Annotated in this window: 12 protein-coding genes; 10 read left to right on the top strand and 2 right to left on the bottom strand. The window is 56.5% G+C overall.

The window, feature by feature from the left end; all coding sequences use genetic code 11:
- Positions 1 to 82: 82 nt before the first annotated feature.
- From glgB to glgP, 5 genes are read left to right on the top strand one after another with little or no spacing between them, the layout of a single operon-like run.
- Entirely contained in the window at positions 83 to 2,269 is a 2,187-nt protein-coding gene (gene glgB, locus ACN9MQ_RS21105; protein ID WP_426021558.1) for a 1,4-alpha-glucan branching enzyme, read from the top strand.
- Positions 2,266 to 4,239 (top strand): glycogen debranching protein GlgX, encoded by a 1,974-nt coding sequence (gene glgX / locus ACN9MQ_RS21100; RefSeq protein WP_138614712.1) that lies wholly within the window; start codon positions 2,266 to 2,268, stop codon positions 4,237 to 4,239. The genes glgB and glgX overlap by 4 nt, the downstream gene beginning before the upstream one ends.
- A 17-nt stretch (positions 4,240 to 4,256) precedes the next feature.
- Positions 4,257 to 5,552, top strand: coding sequence for a glucose-1-phosphate adenylyltransferase (glgC, locus tag ACN9MQ_RS21095; RefSeq protein WP_426021557.1), 1,296 nt, complete (start codon positions 4,257 to 4,259; stop codon positions 5,550 to 5,552).
- Positions 5,552 to 6,985 (top strand): glycogen synthase GlgA, encoded by a 1,434-nt coding sequence (glgA, locus tag ACN9MQ_RS21090; RefSeq protein WP_014171982.1) that lies wholly within the window; start codon positions 5,552 to 5,554, stop codon positions 6,983 to 6,985. Before glgC ends, glgA begins: the two co-directional genes overlap by 1 nt.
- 18 nt (positions 6,986 to 7,003) lie before the next feature.
- On the top strand, positions 7,004 to 9,451 hold the full coding sequence (glgP, locus tag ACN9MQ_RS21085; protein WP_014171981.1) for a glycogen phosphorylase: 2,448 nt from the start codon (positions 7,004 to 7,006) through the stop codon (positions 9,449 to 9,451).
- Positions 9,452 to 9,538: 87 nt separating this feature from the next.
- Here the strand turns inward: glgP and glpD are convergent, their stop codons facing one another.
- The gene (gene glpD / locus ACN9MQ_RS21080) at positions 9,539 to 11,047 is read right to left on the bottom strand and encodes a glycerol-3-phosphate dehydrogenase (RefSeq protein WP_020884561.1); all 1,509 of its coding nucleotides are present in this window, start codon (positions 11,045 to 11,047) and stop codon (positions 9,539 to 9,541) included.
- A gap of 251 nt (positions 11,048 to 11,298) precedes the next feature.
- Here glpD and glpE point away from each other — a divergent pair, with 251 nt between their 5' ends.
- The 3 genes from glpE to ACN9MQ_RS21065 are packed head-to-tail and all read left to right on the top strand — an operon-like array spanning position 11,299 to position 13,284.
- A complete protein-coding gene (gene glpE / locus ACN9MQ_RS21075) occupies positions 11,299 to 11,631 on the top strand; it encodes a thiosulfate sulfurtransferase GlpE (RefSeq protein WP_020884562.1) in 333 nt (110 codons plus the stop codon).
- A gap of 47 nt (positions 11,632 to 11,678) precedes the next feature.
- Positions 11,679 to 12,509 carry a rhomboid family intramembrane serine protease GlpG gene (glpG, locus tag ACN9MQ_RS21070; RefSeq protein WP_426262670.1) on the top strand — a complete coding sequence of 277 codons (831 nt, stop codon included), beginning with the start codon at positions 11,679 to 11,681 and terminating at the stop codon, positions 12,507 to 12,509.
- Positions 12,510 to 12,525: 16 nt separating this feature from the next.
- Positions 12,526 to 13,284: a DeoR/GlpR family transcriptional regulator gene (locus tag ACN9MQ_RS21065; RefSeq protein ID WP_008503060.1), complete on the top strand. Its 759-nt coding sequence runs from the start codon at positions 12,526 to 12,528 to the stop codon at positions 13,282 to 13,284.
- An 83-nt stretch (positions 13,285 to 13,367) separates the two neighbouring features.
- On the opposite strand, the gene malT is transcribed toward ACN9MQ_RS21065, so the two are convergent.
- Positions 13,368 to 16,073 (bottom strand): HTH-type transcriptional regulator MalT, encoded by a 2,706-nt coding sequence (gene malT / locus ACN9MQ_RS21060; RefSeq protein WP_020884564.1) that lies wholly within the window; start codon positions 16,071 to 16,073, stop codon positions 13,368 to 13,370.
- A 585-nt stretch (positions 16,074 to 16,658) separates the two neighbouring features.
- Between malT and malP the strand changes: the two genes are divergently transcribed.
- Positions 16,659 to 19,052: a maltodextrin phosphorylase gene (gene malP, locus ACN9MQ_RS21055; protein WP_426021556.1), complete on the top strand. Its 2,394-nt coding sequence runs from the start codon at positions 16,659 to 16,661 to the stop codon at positions 19,050 to 19,052.
- 9 nt (positions 19,053 to 19,061) lie between these two features.
- On the top strand, positions 19,062 to 21,143 hold the full coding sequence (gene malQ, locus ACN9MQ_RS21050) for a 4-alpha-glucanotransferase (protein ID WP_426021555.1): 2,082 nt from the start codon (positions 19,062 to 19,064) through the stop codon (positions 21,141 to 21,143).
- The last annotated feature ends 51 nt before the right edge of the window (positions 21,144 to 21,194 follow it).

The raw sequence follows: 21,194 nt of genomic DNA, 5'->3' as shown, positions 1-21,194 counted from the left end.
GGCTGAGAGGATGCCCGTTCAGGTCACATTAAAGTCGTCCCAGGCGCTAAAAAAGGACGACATAAAAAACAGGATGAATACCATGTCCGATCGTGTGGATAGAGACGTGATTAATGCGCTTATTGCGGGTCATTTTGCCGACCCCTTTTCCGTACTGGGGATGCACCGTACCGAGGCCGGGCTGGAAGTCCGGGCACTGTTACCGGATGCCACAGAAGTGTGGGTTATCGAACCCAAAACCGGCCGCAAGGTCGGCAATCTGGAATGCCTCGATTCTCGTGGCTTCTTTTCGGGCGTAATGCCCCGTCGTAAAAACCCTTTTCGTTATCAGCTTGCCGTTATCTGGCATGGTCAGCAAAATCTCATCGATGATCCCTACAGTTTTGGGCCTCTTTTACAGGAGATGGACGCGTGGCTGCTGTCTGAAGGTACCCACCTGCGACCTTATGAAACGCTGGGTGCCCATGCCGATACGATGGATGGCATCACCGGCACGCGGTTTGCCGTGTGGGCGCCTAACGCCCAGCGAGTCTCCGTTGTCGGCCAGTTCAACTACTGGGATGGCCGTCGTCACCCGATGCGTCTGCGCCGTGAAAGCGGTATCTGGGAGCTGTTTATCCCCGGCGCGCACAACGGCCAGCTGTATAAATTCGAGATGATCGATGCGCACGGCAAGCTGCGTATTAAGTCCGACCCGTACGCCTTCGAAGCGCAAATGCGTCCGGAAACCGCGTCAATGATTTGCGGCCTGCCGGAAAAAGTTGTCCAGAGTGAAGAACGCAAGCAGGCCAACCGCTTTGATGCGCCAATTTCCGTCTACGAAGTGCATCTCGGTTCCTGGCGTCGCCATACCGATAACAACTTCTGGCTCAGCTACCGGGAGCTTGCTGACCAGCTGGTTCCGTACGCGAAATGGATGGGTTTTACCCACCTTGAGCTGCTGCCAATTAATGAACACCCGTTCGACGGAAGCTGGGGTTATCAGCCGACCGGGATGTATGCCCCGACGCGTCGCTTCGGCACGCGCGATGACTTCCGCTATTTTATCAATGCCGCGCACGCCGCCGGGTTAAACGTGATCCTCGACTGGGTGCCGGGCCATTTCCCGTCCGATGATTTTAGTCTTTCAGAGTTTGACGGCACTAAGCTGTACGAGCACAGCGACCCGCGCGAAGGCTATCACCAGGACTGGAACACGCTGATCTACAACTACGGTCGTCGTGAAGTGGCAAACTACCTCGTGGGCAATGCGCTGTACTGGATTGAGCGCTTTGGCATTGATGCCCTGCGCGTTGATGCTGTGGCGTCGATGATCTACCGCGACTACAGCCGCAAAGAAGGCGAGTGGATCCCGAACGAGTATGGCGGCCGTGAAAACCTGGAAGCGATTGAGTTTCTGCGCAACACCAACCGTATTATCGGCGAGCAGGTAGAAGGTGCGGTGACGATGGCGGAAGAGTCCACCGACTTCCCTGGCGTCTCCCGTCCACCGTCAACCGGCGGACTGGGGTTCTGGTACAAATGGAACCTGGGGTGGATGCACGACACGCTCGACTACATGAAGCTGGATCCCGTCTACCGCCAGTATCACCATGACAAGCTCACCTTCGGGCTGCTCTACAACTACACCGAGAACTTCATGCTGCCGCTGTCGCATGACGAAGTGGTGCATGGCAAAAAATCCATTCTCGACCGCATGCCGGGCGATGCATGGCAGAAGTTCGCCAACCTGCGCGCCTACTACGGCTGGATGTTCGCCTTCCCGGGTAAAAAACTGCTGTTTATGGGCAATGAGTTCGCCCAGGGGCGCGAGTGGAACCACGACACCAGCCTCGACTGGCATCTGCTGGAAGGGGGCGACAACTGGCACCACGGCGTACAGCGTCTGGTGCGGGACCTTAACCTGACCTACCGTCACCACAAAGCCCTGCATGAGCTTGATTTTGGCCCGTACGGTTTCGAGTGGCTGGTGGTGGATGACCATGAGCGCTCGGTGTTTGTCTTTGTGCGGCGGGATAAAGCCGGCAACGAAATTATCGTCGCCAGCAACTTTACCCCTGTACCGCGCCATCATTATCGCTTCGGGATTAACCAGGCCGGCAAGTGGCGTGAAATCCTGAATACCGATTCCACGCACTACCACGGCAGCAATGCCGGTAACGGTGGTCTGGTGCAAAGCGATGCCATTGAAAGCCACGGGCGACCGAATTCCCTGAGCCTTACGCTACCGCCGCTCAGTACCATCTGGCTGATCCGGGAGGGGGAATGACCCAGCTTACGGCAGGTAAACCCGAACCGCTCGGGGCACGTTTTGATGGAAAGGGGGTGAATTTCACGCTCTTTTCTGCCCATGCGGAGCGGGTTGAACTGTGCGTATTTGACGGCGAGGGTAATGAACATCGTTACGACCTGCCGTCTCGCACAGGAGATACCTGGCACGGCTACCTGGCCGGGGGACGGCCAGGAATGCACTACGGCTATCGCGTACACGGCCCGTGGGCACCTGCGCAGGGGCACTGGTTTAACCCGGCGAAGCTGCTGATCGATCCGTGTGCGCACCGCGTGGATGGCGAGTTTAAAGACGACCCTATTTTCCATGTCGGCTACGGTGAACCCGACCACCGCGACAGCGCCCCCGTGGCGCCTAAAAGCGTGGTGGTGAACGATCTCTACGACTGGGAAGACGATGCCCCACCGCGCACGCCGTGGGGCAACACCGTTATCTACGAGGCGCATGTTAAAGGGCTGACGTATCTGCATCCGTCAATCCCGAAAGAGATGCGCGGCACCTACAAGGCGCTCGGTCATCCGACCATGATTGCCTACCTCAAGCACCTCGGGATCACGGCCCTGGAGCTGTTGCCCGTCGCGCATTTTGCCAGTGAACCTCGTCTGCAGCGGCTGGGGCTCAGTAACTACTGGGGCTACAACCCGCTGGCGATGTTTGCGCTCGAACCCCGCTATGCCACTCATCCGGACAAGGCGCGGGACGAGTTTCGTGATGCGGTAAAGGCGCTTCATGCGGCAGGCATTGAGGTCATTCTGGACGTGGTACTGAACCACAGTGCGGAAAGCGATCTCGATGGACCGACGCTCTCCATGCGCGGAATTGATAACCGTAGCTATTATTGGATCAGGGACGATGGCGATTACTTCAACTGGACCGGTTGCGGTAACACGCTCAATCTCAGCCACCCGGCGGTCATGCATTTCGCGTATGAATGCCTGAAGTACTGGGTGGACACGTTCCACGTCGACGGTTTTCGTTTTGATCTGGCACCCGTTATGGGGCGTACGCCGGCCTTCAGCCAGCAGGCGCCGCTGTTTGAAGCGATCAAAAACTGTCCGGTGCTGTCACAGGTGAAGCTCATTGCCGAGCCGTGGGACATCGGTGAAGGGGGTTATCAGGTCGGGAATTTCCCGCCCCTGTTTGCCGAGTGGAACGATCACTATCGCGATGCCGCGCGCCGCTTCTGGCTGGAACGGAATCTGTCGCTGGGGGAGTTCGCCGGACGCTTTGCCGGGTCCAGCGATCTTTTTAAGCGCGATGGCAAACGACCGTCTGCGACGATCAACCTGCTGACGGCGCACGACGGTTTTACGCTCCGGGACTGCGTTTGTTTCAATCAGAAACACAATGAAGCGAACGGCGAGGAGAATCGCGATGGCACTAACAATAACCATAGCTTCAATCATGGTATAGAAGGGTTAGGCGGAAGCCTTGATGTTATCGAGCGGCGACGCGCCAGCGTGCATGCGCTGCTGACAACGCTGTTATTGTCGCAGGGCACGCCGATGCTGCTGGCAGGCGATGAACATGGTCACAGTCAGCATGGTAACAACAATGCGTATTGCCAGGACAACACGTTGACCTGGCTCGACTGGGGTGAAGCGAACAGCGGGTTGATTCACTTTACCGCTGCGCTGATCCATCTTCGCCAGCAAATTCCCGCGCTCACCGCCGATCGCTGGTGGGAAGAGGGCGACGGTAATGTCCGCTGGCTGAATCAAGACGCGCAACCCTTAAGCGCGCAAGAGTGGCAACACGGCGTACCACGCCTGCAAATCCTGCTTTCGGAGAGGTGGCTGGTCACGCTGAACGCGACGGATGACGTCGCTGAGATTGTTTTACCTGACGGGGAATGGCGCGCTGTTCCCCCATTTGCCGGAGCGGATAATCCGGTAGTAATGGCTGTCTGGCACGGGCCTGCGCACGGAGTGTGCGTATTCCAAAGATGATAAAAAAGGAGTTAGTCATGGTTAGATTAGAGAAGAACGATCCCTTAATGTTGGCACGCCAGCTACCATTAAAAACTGTTGCCCTGATACTCGCAGGCGGGCGTGGTACTCGTCTGAAAGATTTGACCATCAAACGCGCCAAACCTGCCGTCCACTTTGGTGGTAAGTTCCGTATTATCGACTTTGCGCTCTCCAACTGCCTGAACTCAGGCATTCGCCGCATTGGCGTCATTACGCAGTATCAGTCGCATACTCTGGTGCAGCACATCCAGCGCGGCTGGTCATTCTTCAGTGAAGAGATGAATGAGTTTGTTGATCTTCTGCCTGCCCAGCAGCGCGTTCACGGTGAGAACTGGTATCGCGGGACGGCGGATGCGGTGACGCAAAACCTCGACATTATTCGCCGTTATAACGCGGAATACATCGTGATCCTCGCGGGCGATCATATCTACAAGCAAGACTACTCCCACATGCTGATCGACCACGTCGAAAAAGGGGCGCGTTGCACCGTGGCATGCCTGCCCGTGCCTGTTGCTGAGGCGACGGCATTTGGGGTGATGCACGTCGACGTCGACGACAAGATTATCGATTTTGTCGAAAAACCGGCGAACCCACCGACAATGCCGGGGGACGATACCAAATCGCTCGCCAGCATGGGGATCTATGTCTTTGATGCCGATTATCTTTACGCGCTGCTGGAAGAAGACGACAAAGACGAAAACTCCAGCCACGACTTCGGTAAAGATATCATTCCGAAAATTACCAAAGCTGGCATGGCGTATGCACATCCCTTCCCGTTGTCCTGCGTGCAGTCTGATCCGAATGCTGAACCTTACTGGCGCGACGTCGGAACGCTGGAGGCCTACTGGAAGGCAAACCTCGATCTCGCGTCGGTGACGCCTGAACTGGATATGTACGACCAGAACTGGCCAATCCGTACCCACATGGAATCGCTGCCGCCGGCGAAATTCGTTCAGGACCGCTCCGGCAGTCACGGCATGACGCTGAACTCGCTGGTGTCCGGCGGATGCATTATCTCGGGGTCGGTGGTGGTGCAGTCGGTGCTGTTCCCCCGCGTGCGCGTGAACTCATTCTGTAATATCGATTCGGCGGTGCTGCTGCCGGATGTCTGGGTCGGACGCTCATGCCGTCTGCGCCGTTGCGTTATCGACCGTGCCTGCGTCATACCTGAAGGCATGGTGATTGGTGAAAATGCGGAAGAAGACGCGCGTCGTTTCTACCGTTCGGAAGAGGGGATCGTGTTAGTAACACGGGAAATGTTGCGGAAGCTGCAGGTCAAACAGGAGCGATAATGCAGGTTTTACATGTATGTTCTGAGATGTTCCCGTTGTTAAAAACGGGCGGTCTGGCGGATGTTCTTGGCGCATTGCCTGCGGCGCAAATCGCCGGGGGTGTAGATACCCGAGTTCTGTTGCCCGCTTTTCCGGATATCCGGCGTGGTATTCCAGATGCAAAGGTGGTCACTCGTCGTGAAACCTTCGCCGGACGCATCACCCTGCTGTTTGGACATTACAATGGCGTAGGCATTTACCTGATTGATGCGCCGCATTTATACGATCGACCGGGTAGCCCGTATCACGATACGAACCTGTTCGCCTATACCGACAACGTGCTGCGTTTCGCACTGCTCGGCTGGGTCGGTGCTGAAATGGCAACCGGGCTGGATCCGTTCTGGCGCCCGAATGTGGTACACGCTCACGACTGGCACGCCGGGCTTGCACCGGCGTATCTGGCGGCGCGCGGTCACCCGGCGAAATCGGTCTTTACCGTTCACAACCTGGCGTATCAGGGCATGTACTATGCCCATCACATGAATGACATCGATCTGCCATGGTCGTTCTATAACATGCACGGGCTGGAGTTTAACGGGCAGATTTCGTTCCTGAAAGCCGGCATTTACTACGCCGATCACATTACGGCCGTGAGCCCGACCTACGCCCGGGAAATTACCCAGCCGGAGTTTGGTAACGGTCTGGAAGGGTTGCTGCGACAGCGCCATCGTGAGGGCCGCCTGTCGGGGATCCTCAACGGCGTTGATGAGCAGATCTGGAATCCGGAGACCGATCTTCTGCTGGCGGCACGCTATGGCCGCGATTCCGTGGAAGACAAAGCGGAAAACAAACGCCAGCTGCAGATTGCGATGGGGCTGAAGGTGAACGATAAAGTGCCGCTGTTCGCCGTCGTCAGCCGTCTGACCAGCCAGAAAGGGCTGGATTTAGTGCTGGAGGCGCTGCCGGGCTTACTGGAGCAGGGGGGACAACTGGCGCTGCTCGGTGCCGGCGACCCGGTGCTGCAGGAAGGTTTCCTTGCGGCAGCGGCGGAACACCCCGGGCAGGTAGGGGTGCAGATTGGCTATCACGAAGCGTTTTCGCACCGGATTATGGGCGGTGCTGACGTCATTCTGGTGCCGAGCCGTTTCGAACCGTGTGGCCTGACGCAGCTCTATGGCCTGAAATACGGCACGCTGCCGCTGGTACGTCGTACCGGCGGGCTGGCGGATACCGTATCGGACAGCTCTCTGGAAAACCTTGCGGACGGTATCGCCAGCGGGTTTGTCTTTGAGGACAGTAATGCCTGGTCGCTGCTGCGGGCGATTCGGCGTGCTTTCGTCTTGTGGTCCCGTCCATCTCTGTGGCGTTACGTTCAGCGTCAGGCGATGTCTCTGGACTTTGGCTGGCACGTTGCGGCGCAGTCATACCGCGACCTTTATCAACGCTTGATGTAACGAGGCGAAGTTACTGATATGAATGCTCCTTTTAGCTATTCTTCACCCACGCTCAGCGTTGAGGCGTTAAAGCACTCTATCGCCTATAAGCTGATGTTCACCATCGGGAAAGACCCGGTCATCGCCAACAAACACGAGTGGCTGAACGCCACGCTGTTTGCCGTGCGTGACCGCTTAGTGGAACGCTGGCTGCGCTCTAACCGCGCCCAGCTCTCGCAGGAAACGCGGCAGGTTTATTACCTGTCGATGGAATTTTTGATTGGCCGCACGCTGTCCAATGCGCTGTTGTCGCTCGGTATCTATGACGACGTCAAAACCGCACTGGAAGAGATGGGGTTAGATTTAGAAGAGCTCATTGACGAAGAGAACGACCCGGGCCTCGGTAACGGCGGCCTGGGGCGTCTGGCCGCCTGTTTCCTGGACTCGCTGGCGACGCTGGCCCTGCCGGGCCGCGGCTACGGGATTCGCTACGACTACGGCATGTTCAAGCAGAACATCGTGGAAGGCCGACAGAAAGAGTCTCCGGACTACTGGCTTGAGTACGGCAACCCGTGGGAATTCAAACGACACAACACGCGCTACAAAGTGCGCTTTGGTGGCCGTATTCAGCAGGAGGGAAAAAAATCCCGCTGGGTTGAGACGGAAGAGATCCTGGCCGTGGCCTATGACCAGATTATCCCCGGCTACGACACCGATGCCACCAACACCCTGCGCCTGTGGAGCGCCCAGGCCAGTAGCGAAATCAACCTCGGTAAATTCAACCAGGGCGACTATTTTGCGGCGGTGGAAGATAAAAACCACTCTGAAAACGTTTCCCGCGTACTTTATCCGGACGACTCGACCTATTCCGGACGCGAACTGCGTCTGCGTCAGGAGTATTTCCTTGTGTCCGCGACGATTCAGGACATCCTGAGCCGTCATTATCAGCTGCACAAAACCTACAGTAACCTGGCGGAAAAAACCGCGATTCACCTCAACGACACCCACCCGGTGCTTTCGATCCCCGAGCTTATGCGTCTGCTGATCGACGAGCACAAGTTCAGCTGGGATGATGCGTTTGAAGTGACCTGCCAGGTCTTCTCGTACACCAACCACACCCTGATGAGCGAAGCGCTGGAAACCTGGCCGGTCGACATGCTCGGTAAAATTTTGCCGCGCCATCTGCAGATTATCTTTGAGATTAACGACTACTTCCTGAAGACGCTGCAGGAGCAGTATCCGAACGATACTGGCCTGCTGAGCCGGGCTTCAATCATTGATGAATCCAACGGTCGCCGCGTGCGTATGGCCTGGCTGGCGGTGGTGATCAGCCACAAGGTGAACGGGGTTTCCGGACTGCACTCGAACCTGATGGTGCAGTCGCTGTTTGCTGATTTCGCGAAGATCTTCCCGACGCGTTTTTGCAACGTGACGAACGGTGTTACCCCGCGTCGCTGGCTGGCGCTGGCTAACCAGCCGCTCTCCGACGTCCTGGACGAACATATTGGCCGCACCTGGCGTACCGATTTGAGTCAGCTGGGCGAGCTTGAACAGCACCTGGATTTCCCGGCGGTGAACAAAGCCGTGCGTGAAGCCAAGCTTCTGAACAAGAAGCGGCTGTCGGTGTATCTTGCGCTGCACCTGAACGTGGTGGCCAACCCGAAAGCGTTGTTTGATGTGCAAATCAAGCGTATCCATGAGTACAAGCGACAGCTCATGAACGTGCTGCACGTCATCACGCACTACAATCGCATCAAAGCCGACCCAACGGCCGACTGGGTGCCTCGGGTGAAAATATTTGCCGGTAAGGCGGCGTCGGCATACTACATGGCGAAGCACATTATTCATCTCATCAATGATGTGGCGAAGGTGGTCAACAACGATCCGGATATCGGTGACAAGCTGAAGGTGGTCTTTGTCCCGAACTACAGTGTGAGTCTGGCGCAGCTGATCATTCCGGCGGCGGACCTGTCTGAGCAGATTTCCACGGCCGGTACGGAAGCCTCCGGCACCAGTAATATGAAGTTTGCCCTGAATGGCGCACTGACCATCGGTACGCTGGATGGCGCGAACGTTGAGATGCTTGAGCATGTCGGGGCAGAGAATATCTTTATCTTCGGTAACACGACGGAGGAGGTGGAGGCGCTTCGCAGGAAGGGCTACTCGCCGCGCGAGTACTACGAAGAAGATGAAGAGCTGCGTCAGGTGTTGACGCAAATCGCCACCGGCGTGTTTAACCCTGAAGAGCCGAGCCGCTATCGCGATCTGGTCGATTCACTGATTAACTTTGGTGACCACTATCAGGTGCTGGCGGATTACCGCAGCTATGTCGACTGCCAGGACAACGTGGACGAGTTGTACCGTCAGCAGGAGAAGTGGACCAGCGCCGCGATGCATAACATCGCCAATATGGGGTATTTCTCATCAGACCGTACTATCAAAGAATATGCTGAAACTATCTGGCATATCGATCCCGTGCGATTATAAAAAAACAGAGCCGGGTGGCGGCTTCGCCTGACCCGGCTTATGCGATCTGCAGGCCCGGGAAGCGTAACGCCACCGGGCTTTTTTACATCACGATGCTAATGACAGCTCACGCTTTCCCGCGTTCTGCGCCAGCCACTGCGCCACGCGCGACTGCTGCTCGGCATCCAGCCACATCCCTTCTTTGGTACGACGCCAGATGGCATCATCCAGGCGGCGCACCCACTCGTTCTCCACCAGATAGCGCAGTTCGGCTTCGTAGAGTTCGTGACCGAAATGTTCACCCAGGTCGGCAAGCGTTTTGGCTTCACCCAGGATCCATTCCGTATTACTGCCGTAGGTACGGGCGTAGTGACGCGCCATCCCTTCGGTGATGAACGGGTAACGACGGCGCAGTTTCGCGGCATAATCATCGCGGTTATCCCCGATATCGCCGCCAGGCAATACGGCACCTTTAGTCCAGGCCGGGCCAATGCCTTTGTAGTACGGCACCAGTTTTTCCAGTGCGTGTTCGGCCAGCTTACGATAGGTAGTGAGCTTGCCGCCAAAGACCGACAGCAGCGGTGCCTGGCCGTCCACGTCATGAATATCCAGCGTATAGTCGCGGGTGATGGCCTGCGGTGAGTCCGATTCGTCATCACACAGCGGACGCACGCCGGAGTAAGTCCAGACCACGTCATCGCGTGCCAGCTGTTTTTTGAAGTGCGCGTTATACACTTTCAGCAGGTAGCTGACTTCACTTTCGTCGATCTCGACATTTTTCGGATCGCCTTTGTACTCCACGTCGGTGGTGCCGATGATGGAGAACTCGTCCATCCACGGGATCACAAACACGATACGTTTATCTTCGTTTTGCAGGATATAGGCCTGCTTCTGGGTATGCACGCGTGGCACGACAATGTGGCTGCCTTTGATCAGGCGGATGCCGTACGGCGAAGGCAGGTGCATTCCCTCATCAAAGAACTGTTTCACCCACGGACCGGTGGCGTTCACCAGGCCGCGCGCTTTCCAGCTGAACTTCTCGCCGGTATCCACGTCTTCCGCTTCAACAACCCACAGGCCGTTTTCACGACGGGCAGCCGTGGCGCGGGTGCGGGTTTTCACCTCGCCGCCTTTTTTCACCACCATCTGCGCATTGGCAAGAACCAGACGCGCATCGTCTACCCAGCAGTCGGAATATTCGAATCCGCGCACGATTTCAGGTTTAAGGACCGATTCTGAGCCAAAACGCAAACCGGTCGATCCTGGCAGGCTGGTACGTTTGCCCAGATGATCGTACATAAACAGACCGATTCGAATCATCCACGCCGGACGCAGATGCGGGCGGTGGGGCAGGCGAAAGCGCATCGGAATCGCCAGATGCGGGGCCATTTTCAGCAGCACTTCACGTTCGGCCAGGGCTTCGCTGACCAGGCGGAATTCGTAGTGCTCCAGGTAGCGCAGGCCACCGTGGATCAGTTTGGAGCTGGCGGACGAGGTCGCGCAGGCGAGATCGTTAGCTTCCAGCATCAGCACGGATAAACCGCGTCCTGCAGCATCGGCCGCAATCCCGGCACCGTTGATGCCACCGCCTATCACAATCAGATCTTTGGTTTCCATAACACCCTCACGCACTTTCGTTAAAGCTCAGAAATGTTCGATATCGCTCATAATAGCAAAGGAACGCGCTTTTGGTAACATCAAAAAAACAATTTAGAGTGATATGGATAACATAATGGCGTTTACCCGCCGCCAGGACGTACACTACGGGGTAAAATAGTGCCGCTTGATGCCCTCGCCCAACCTTCTCACTTCAGGAGAGAGTGGGGTGAGAGGAAGCGCACCACACCTGAATATAAGATGAGAGCACCATGGATCAGTTTGAATGTATTAACGTAGAAGAAGCCCATCAGAAAATGCACCAGGGAACGGCTGTGCTGGTGGACATCCGCGATCCACAGAGCTTTGCGATGGGCCACACGCCAGGCGCATTCCACCTGACCAACGACTCCCTGGGCGCGTTTATGCGCGATAACGACTTCGACACGCCGGTGATGGTCATGTGCTACCACGGCAACAGCAGTAAAGGTGCAGCGCAGTACCTGCTTCAGCAGGGTTACGATGCGGTTTACAGTGTCGATGGCGGCTTCGATGCCTGGCATCGTCATTTCCCGGCAGAAGTTGAATACGCGTTTGAGCGCTGATACCGCTATACTGTCCCCTTTTGTGTGGAAATAAGCGACGGCTGCCCATGTTGATGATCACCTCTTTTACCAACCCGCGCGTCGCCCAGGCGTTTGTCGACTATATGGCGACGCAGGGCGTTATTCTGACCATCCAGCAACATCATCAGACCGATGTGTGGCTGGCCGACGAGAGCCAGGCCGCGAGGGTAAATGAGGAGCTGGCGCGATTCCTTGAGAACCCCGGCGACCCGCGCTATCTGGCCGCAAGCTGGCAATCAGGCCAGACGGGCAGCGGGCTGCACTATCGCCGTTTTCCCTTCTTTGCCACCGTGCGCGAACGCGCGGGTCCGTTTACGCTGCTGCTGATGGCGGCCTGCATTATCGTGTTCATTATGATGAACGTGGTCGGCGACCAGAGCGTCATGATCGCCCTGGCATGGCCCTATGACCCTTCACTGGACGTTGACGTCTGGCGCTATTTTACCCACGCGCTGATGCACTTCTCGGTGATGCATATTCTCTTTAACCTGCTGTGGTGGTGGTACCTTGGCGGAGCCGTCGAGAAGCGTCTTGGCAGCGGGAAGCTGATTGTGATCACCGTCATCAGTGCCCTGTTGAGTGGCTATGTGCAGCACAAATTCAGCGGCCCGTGGTTTGGCGGATTATCAGTTGTTGTGTATGCCCTGATGGGCTATGTCTGGCTCAGAGGTGAGCGCGATCCTGAAAGTGGCATCTATCTGCAACGCGGGTTAATAACCTTTGCGTTAATATGGCTAATTGCCGGATGGTTTGATCTGTTTGGTATGTCTATCGCCAATGGTGCACACGTCACCGGGCTGGCCGTTGGGCTGGCGATGGCGTTTGCCGACACGCTCCATGCGCGAAAACGAACATAATTCTCAGGGATAATTGATGAAACAAACACAACGTCATGACGCCATTATCGAACTGGTTAAAAAACAGGGATATGTCAGCACCGAAGAGCTGGTCGAGCAGTTTGCCGTCAGCCCGCAGACCATTCGTCGTGACCTGAACGACCTTGCCGATCAAAACCGTATTCTGCGCCACCACGGCGGGGCGGCGCTGCCGTCCAGCTCGGTCAACACCTCATGGCATGACCGTAAAGCCACGCAAACGGCGGAAAAAGAGCGCATTGCGCGGAAAGTCGCCAGCCAGATCCCTAACGGGGCGACGCTGTTTATTGATATCGGCACCACGCCGGAAGCGGTCGCCCATGCGCTGCTGGATCATGAAAACCTGCGCGTCGTGACCAATAACCTGAATGTCGCGAATACCCTGATGCAGAAAGACGATTTCCGCATCATTCTTGCGGGCGGCGAGTTGCGCAGCCGCGACGGCGGCATCATCGGTGAAGCGACGCTCGACTTTATCTCTCAGTTCCGTCTCGATTTCGGCATTCTCGGGATCAGCGGTATCGACAGCGATGGCTCCCTGCTGGAGTTTGATTATCATGAAGTCCGCACCAAGCGCGCGATTATTGAGAATTCACGCCACGTTATGCTCGTGGTGGACCACTCCAAGTTTGGCCGTAACGCGATGGTGAATATGGGCAGCATCAGCATGGTTGATGCGGTTTATACCGACGTGATGCCGCCGGCAGGCGTGATGCAGGTGATTAAGGATAATAATCTGCAGCTGGAACTGTGCTGACGTAAAAGCAAAACGGCAACCGAAGGTTGCCGTTTTTAGTTTCTGCAAAACAGGCCGGGTGAGGGCACCCACGCGCACCGGAATTACACGCCGTACCCCATCATCTTCAGCAGCTGCTGTGCATGCTGCACCGCATCCTGACGATGGGCGACGCCCAGCTTCTGATAGAGATTGCGGATATGGGTTTTGATGGTGGTCGCCGCCACCGCCAGTTCACCGGCGATCTGCTCGTTGCTGTAGCCTGAGTAGATCAGCCCCAGCACCTGCCATTCGCGCTGAGTGAGCGGACTGGTGCGGATCAGTTCCGGTACTTCCGGATGGTTCAGCAGACGTTCAACGAAGTTCTCATCAAAGTGCGCAAACTTATGGCGATGGTGCTGATTAATCTCGCGCAGAATACGCTGAGCACGATGCTGATCCAGCTCTGGCAGCGTATTGAGTTGAATCAACTGTCGCAGCTGCTGGGCCATCACTTCACCTTCAATGACAAAGTGGCTGATAAACCCGGTGCGGTTCGCCAGCTGCAGCGCTTCCAGCAGGACGCGCTGGGCATCGTTTTTGCGGCCCGCCTGCCAGTAAAGCTGGTTCAGCAGAAGCAGGTTGCGGTTGAGATCGCTCATCAGCCGCAGGCTGCGGGCGTTTTCATTAAGCTCTTCCAGCACGATTTCGGCAGGTTCTAATTCACCGAGCAGGATCTGGACGCGGGCAATGTTGCGCCACTGGCTCTGCAGGAAGTGGTTGTTGGCAAATTCCGGTTTAGGGGTCTGACGTAACCAGTTGGCGGCGGATTTTTTGTCGCCGGTCATCTGCCAGTAAATCACCCGCACCTTATCGGCGTTGGACACCCAGTCGCTGTGGTACTGACCGTTACCGAGCAGGTTTTCCAGACGGTTAAGGTGGTTGCGGGCGTTATCGAGATCGCCACGCGCCAGCGAGCACTGGACCAGCAGTGCCAGACATTGCAATTGCTGCTGTGGCTGGAAGCTGGAGAGAACGTCCACACCCTGACGGGCGCAGCTTTCCGCTTCATCCAGACGCGACCATGCCCAAAGGAGCTGTGCACGAATGCGCAGCAGGAACTCGTGCATCGGCAGCTGTTCCAGATGCTGCTCACGAATCAGCTGGAAGGCCTTTTCCTGATTTTCCCAGGCGGCCTGCAGGAACCCCTGCGCAAACAAAATTTCACTTTGCTGGATCAGGCTCCACAGCGCGTAATGCCAGACATCGTGGCGGCGGGCCATTTGTTCAGTTTGTTGCATGAGCGAAAGGGAGCGCGTCAGCTCGCCTTTGCAGTGCAGAACTTCACCGTGTACCGAGGTGGCCACAATACGGCTGTAGAAATTGGCCAGCGGCAGTTCATCCAGCGCAACCATCGCCAGGCGCTCCGCCTCTTCCGGGTCACCGTCGTTAATCGCCACCTGCGCCCGCAGGGCGTTGAATTCGCCGTGCAGGGTGGCATCCATATCGCTTTCCATCTCCTGCTCGGCACGTGCCAGCAGGGTATTTACTTCACTGTAGCGATGCTGGCTCTGCATCAGCCAGGCCTGCAGCAGCACCAGGCGCGGATTCTCCAGCAGGCTCTCCCACGGCAGGGCTTTCAGTGACTCTTCAAGCAGCGTCAGCTCGCTGTGGTTAAACAAGCCCCATGCGTGGTTAAGGAGGATATCGCGCAGCATGCCGGCATCACCGGCGGCAAGCGCGTGGTGAATCGCCTCGCTCGGAAAACCTTGTGCCATCCAGCTTTCGGCGGCGGCGCGATGGATTTCCGGCAGTTCCGTCGCAAGCTCCCACTGACAGCGCTGGCGCAGGAAGCTGCCGAACAGTGGGTGATAGCTGAACCACTCGCCGGGATCGTCCATTCGGGTCAGGAACAGGCCCTGGCGCTCAATCTCTTCCAGCTGCAGCTGACCGTTTTCACAGCCGGTCACGCGCACGATCAGCGCGTCGTTCATGGAACGCAGCAGAGAACTTTTGAGCAGGAAATTTCGGGTCGACGGATCAACGCTGTTCAGCACTTCGTCGACGAGATAATCAGAAAGATGGCTCGCGTTAATCCCCGCCAGGCGACGCGCAGACTGGTGCGTCGGGCTGTTATTTTGCCGGGCAGAGAGGGCAATCAGCTGCAGCGCCGTCGCCCAGCCGGCGACATCATCACACAGGCGGCTGCTTTCGGAGGCCTCAATTGGCGAGTTCAGTCGACAGTCAAAGAACTGTTTGGCTTCCTGATGGGTAAAGGCCAGCTGCTGGCTGCCGACTTCCAGCAGCTGATCGCGCACGCGCAGGTTGGCGATGCCCAGTTGCGGCAGGTTACGCGACAGCACGACCAGGGTCAGGTTTTCCGGCTGATGACGCAGGAAGAAACGCATCGATTCATGGATAACCGGGTTAGTGATGAGATGATAATCATCAATCACCACGTACAGCGGGCGATGCCATTCGGCCAGTTCGATAAACAGCTGTGAGAAAAGGGAAGACAGGCTGGCGTACTGGCGCTTTTGCACCATGACCTCACTGGCGACGCAGTGTCCGTTGGTTGCCTGCTGAATAGCGGCAATCAGATAGCTGGCAAAACGCTCTTGCTGGTTATCGCCCTCATCAAGGGAGTACCAGCCAAGGTCGCTCTTACCTGCGGCCCATTGCGAAATGAGCGTTGTTTTTCCATAACCTGCAGGGCTCGTAACCAGCGCCAGTCGGAAATTATGCGCGCCGGAAAGTTTAGCCAGCAGACGCTCGCGGACCACTGTATGGTCAAGACGAACCGGGCGACTTAATTTAGACGGAATCAACATAGTTTTCACTTCACTGTGGGGAACGAGAGAATTTATTTTTTTTGCGCTTCGTAATTAATAGCTATAAGGTCGGCCAGAAAGAGAACTATTGCAAGTTATGTCTGGGTTTTGTGGCTCTGAATTTGCACTCTGTCACAAAACATTCAGGCGAGTACCGGAACTTTTCCAGAATGGCTTTAACACCGCGTCAGCGCTGGCTTGTCCCAGTGTCACACGGTTACGCTGAAACTGGTTTCAGAAAGGTATAGTGACGTCAAATTTAATAAAGTTCGGGTAAAGTTGAGTGAGATTAATAATCCCCTTAGGCAAGGCCCCATTGCAGAAATATTATTCTGCGTAAGTAATCATTTCGGCGCGGATTAATTTCATCCGAAACTGTATTTCATTTTTTTGACATTCTCCCCGGTTATCTTTTTTTCTTCCTGGCACACTCACACTATGCTCTCAGAGTGGCCTTGATCACACTTTTATGCTCATCCCCGCTACTCCTCCCTGCCTAATCCCCTGCGGGATGAGGAAGAGGCGAAATGAGCCTGGCACACTAGCGCCAACATGTGTTTTCTCTCTACAGGATGCCAATTCCCTATGTCACAGCCTACCTTTAACAAAGCTCAATTCCAGGCTGCCCTGAAGCGTCAGTGGCAGCGTTTTGGCCTTCACGCTGCAAACGAGATGACGCCTCACCAGTGGTGGCAGGCAGTGAGCGGTGCGCTCGCGGAGCAGCTGGATGCTCAACCGTTGGCAAAACCGGCGAAAGACCAGCGCCACGTTAACTACATCTCAATGGAGTTCCTGATTGGCCGTCTGACAGGTAACAACCTGCTGAACCTCGGCTGGTATCAGGAGGTGGGTGATGTGCTGAAAGAGCATGACATTAACCTGACCGACCTGCTGGAAGAAGAGATTGACCCGGCGCTGGGTAACGGTGGTCTGGGACGTCTGGCGGCCTGTTTCCTTGACTCGATGGCCACCGTCGGTCAATCGGCCATTGGCTACGGTCTGAACTACCAGTACGGCCTGTTCCGTCAGTCGTTTGCTGATGGTCATCAGATGGAAGCGCCGGATGACTGGCACCGCAATACTTACCCCTGGTTCCGCCACAATGCACAGCTTGATGTGCAGGTAGGCATTGGTGGTAAAGTCACGAAGCAGGGGTTGTGGGAGCCTGCGTTTACCCTGACCGGCGAAGCCTGGGATCTGCCGGTGCTGGGCTACCGTAACGGCGTGGCGCAACCGCTGCGTCTGTGGCAGGCAAAGCACGCTCATCCCTTCAACCTGACCAAATTCAACGACGGCGATTTCCTGCGTGCCGAGCAGCAGGGGATCGACGCTGAGAAACTGACCAAAGTCCTTTACCCGAACGACAACCATCTGGCGGGCAAGAAACTGCGTCTGATGCAGCAGTACTTCCAGTGTGCCTGTTCCATTGCGGATATTCTGCGTCGTCATCACCTGGCGGGCCGCAAGCTGGCGCAGCTGCCGGACTTCGAAGTGATCCAGCTTAACGATACGCACCCGACGATTGCGATTCCTGAACTGCTGCGCGTGCTGATTGACGAGCACCAGCTGAGCTGGGATGACGCGTGGGCGATTACCAGCCGTACGTTTGCCTATACCAACCACACCCTGATGCCTGAAGCGCTGGAGTGCTGGGATGAGAAGCTGGTGAAAGCCCTGCTGCCGCGTCATATGCAGATCATCAACAAGATTAACGACGCGTTTAAAAAGCAAGTGGATAAAACCTGGCCGGGCGACAAAGCGGTGTGGGCGAAGCTGGCTGTGGTACATGACAAACAGGTGCGCATGGCGAACATGTGCGTGGTGAGCGGTTTTGCGGTGAACGGTGTGGCGGCGCTGCACTCGGATCTGGTGGTGAAAGACCTGTTCCCGGAATACCACCAGCTGTGGCCGACCAAATTCCATAACGTGACCAATGGCATCACGCCGCGTCGCTGGATTAAGCAGTGCAACCCGCTGCTGGCCGGCCTGCTGGACAAAACCCTGAAGAAAGAGTGGGCCAACGATCTGGACCAGCTTATCAATCTGGAAAAGTATGCCGACGACGCGGCATTCCGCGAGCAGTACCGCGCCATTAAGCTCGAAAACAAAGTGCGTCTGGCGCATTTTGTCAAAGCGCGTACCGGGATTGAGATCAACCCGAACGCCATTTTCGATATTCAGATCAAACGTCTGCATGAGTACAAACGCCAGCACCTGAACCTGCTGCACATTCTGGCGCTGTATAAAGAGATCCGCGAGAACCCGCAGGCTGACCGCGTACCGCGCGTGTTCCTGTTTGGGGCGAAAGCCGCACCGGGCTACTACCTGGCGAAAAACATTATCCTCGCCATTAATAAAGTGGCCGCGGCCATCAATAACGATCCGAAAGTGGGTGACAAGCTGAAGGTGGTGTTCCTGCCGGACTACTGCGTCTCTGCAGCTGAGATGCTGATCCCGGCGGCGGATATCTCCGAGCAGATCTCCACGGCAGGGAAAGAAGCTTCCGGTACCGGCAACATGAAGCTGGCGCTGAACGGTGCGCTGACCGTCGGTACGCTCGACGGCGCGAACGTCGAGATCGCCGAAAAAGTGGGGGAAGAGAACATCTTTATCTTCGGCCATACCGTCGAAGAAGTGAAAGCCCTCAAGGCCAAAGGTTACGACCCGGTGAAATGGCGTAAGAAAGACAAAGTTCTTGATGCGGTTCTGAAAGAGCTGGAAAGCGGTAAGTACAGCGATGGCGATAAACATGCCTTTGACCAGATGCTGCACAGCATGGACAAACACGGCGGTGACCCGTATCTGGTCATGGCGGACTTTACGGCCTATGTGGACGCGCAAAAACAGGTCGACGTGCTGTATCGCGACCAGGAAGCGTGGACCCGGGCGTGCATTCTGAACACCGCCCGCTGCGGGATGTTCAGTTCTGACCGCTCAATCCGTGATTATCAGGCTCGTATCTGGCAGGCAAAACGCTAAGGAAGCGCGATGGAGAGTAAACGTCTGGACAGTGCCGCGCAGGCGGCGGGGATCAGCCTCAGTTACATTAATGCTCACGGCAAACCACAGTCTATTGGCGCCGACACCAAAAGACGTTTGCTGGATGCCATGCACAAGACCGACGCGAAAGCGTCGGTTGCTCCGGTGCCGAACGTGAAGGTGTTTACCGCCGGTAAGAAGATGCCGCTTACGGTAAACGGGCGCGGCGAATTTAGCTGGCTGCTCACGACCGAAGAGGGGCAACAGCACAAAGGCCACGCCACCGGTGGCAAAGCGCTTAACCTTCCGGCAAAACTGCCGGAGGGCTATCACACGTTAACCCTCACGCAGGACGACCAGCGTTTTCATTGTCGGGTGATTGTTGCGCCAAAACGCTGCTATGAGCGGCAGGCGTTGCTCGAGGGTAAAAAGCTGTGGGGGGCCTGCGTGCAGCTCTACACGCTGCGCTCTGACAGCAACTGGGGTATCGGCGATTTTGGCGACCTGAAAAAGATGCTGGCGGATGTGGGCGAGCGCGGCGGTGCGTTTATCGGCCTCAACCCCATTCATGCGCTCTATCCGGCGAACCCGGAAAGTGCCAGTCCGTACAGCCCGTCATCCCGTCGCTGGCTGAACGTGATTTACATTGACGTGAATGCCTTAGACGATTTCAAAAGCAGCAAAGAGGCGCAGGCGTGGTGGAACCTTACGACCACTCAGCAGGCGCTGAAGCAGGCGCGCGAGACGGACTGGGTAGACTATGCCACCGTCACCGCACTGAAAATGGCCGCGTTACGTCTGGCGTGGAAAGGTTTTTCGCAGCGTGATGACGAGCAGATGTCGGCTTTCCGCCAGTTTGTAGCTCAGGAAGGCGAGAGCCTTTACTGGCAGGCGGCGTTCGATGCATTGCATGCTTATCAGGTAAAAGAGGACGAAATGCGCTGGGGCTGGCCGGTATGGCCGGAAGCGTATCAATCTGTCGATACGCCCGAAGTGCAGGCGTTCTGCAAAAAATATGCTGACGAGGTGGACTTCTTCCTCTGGCTGCAGTGGCTGGCTTACAGCCAGTTTGCCGCCTGCTGGCAGGTGAGCCAGGGCTATAAAATGCCGATCGGCCTGTACCGCGATCTGGCCGTTGGCGTGGCGGAAGGCGGGGCGGAAACCTGGTGTGACCGCGAGCTTTATTGCCTGAAGGCCTCCGTGGGCGCACCGCCGGATATTCTTGGCCCGCTCGGCCAGAACTGGGGTTTGCCGCCGATGGATCCGCACGTCATGGCTGCGCGGGCTTACGAGCCGTTTATCGACCTGCTGCGCGCCAACATGCAAAACTGCGGCGCGCTGCGAATTGACCACGTGATGTCCGTCCTGCGTCTGTGGTGGATCCCTTATGGTGAAACGGCTGACCACGGCGCGTATGTACAGTATCCGGTTGACGATCTGCTCTCGATCCTGGCGCTGGAGAGTAAACGTCATCAGTGCATGGTGATCGGCGAAGATCTCGGTACCGTGCCGGTTGAGATTGTCAGTAAGCTCCGCGACAGCGGCGTTTACTCCTATAAAGTGCTCTATTTTGAAAACGACCATGAGAAAACCTTCCGCGCGCCGAAAGCGTACCCTGAACAGTCAATGGCAGTCGCGACGACGCATGACCTTCCTACGCTTCGTGGCTATTGGGAAAGCGGCGATCTGACGCTCGGTAAAACGCTGGGTCTGTATCCGGATGAAGAGGTCTTACGTGGGCTGTATCAGGATCGCGAGCTGGCGAAGCAAGGGTTGCTTGATGCGTTACACAAGCATGGCTGCCTGCCGAAACGCGCCGGGCATAAGGCATCACTGATGTCGATGACGCCTACGCTCAACCGCGGATTGCAGCGCTATATCGCCGACAGCAACAGTGCCCTGCTGGGTCTGCAGCCGGAAGACTGGATTGATATGGCGGAGCCGGTGAACATTCCGGGTACCAGCTATCAGTACAAGAACTGGCGTCGCAAATTGTCCATCACGCTTGAGAAGATGTTTGCCGATGACGGGGTGAACAAGTTGATTAAGGATTTGGATAAGCGCAGAAAAGCGGTGGGTAAAACGCGGTAGTCTCGCAGAGAGAAGAAAGCCGGGTAAGCGCAAGCTACCCGGCTTTTTGAT

It is taken from the genome of Enterobacter sp. R-25, from assembly GCF_049913205.1.
Classification (GTDB): Bacteria; Pseudomonadota; Gammaproteobacteria; order Enterobacterales; family Enterobacteriaceae; genus Enterobacter; species Enterobacter ludwigii.
This window is presented reverse-complemented; position numbering and strand designations above follow the sequence as displayed.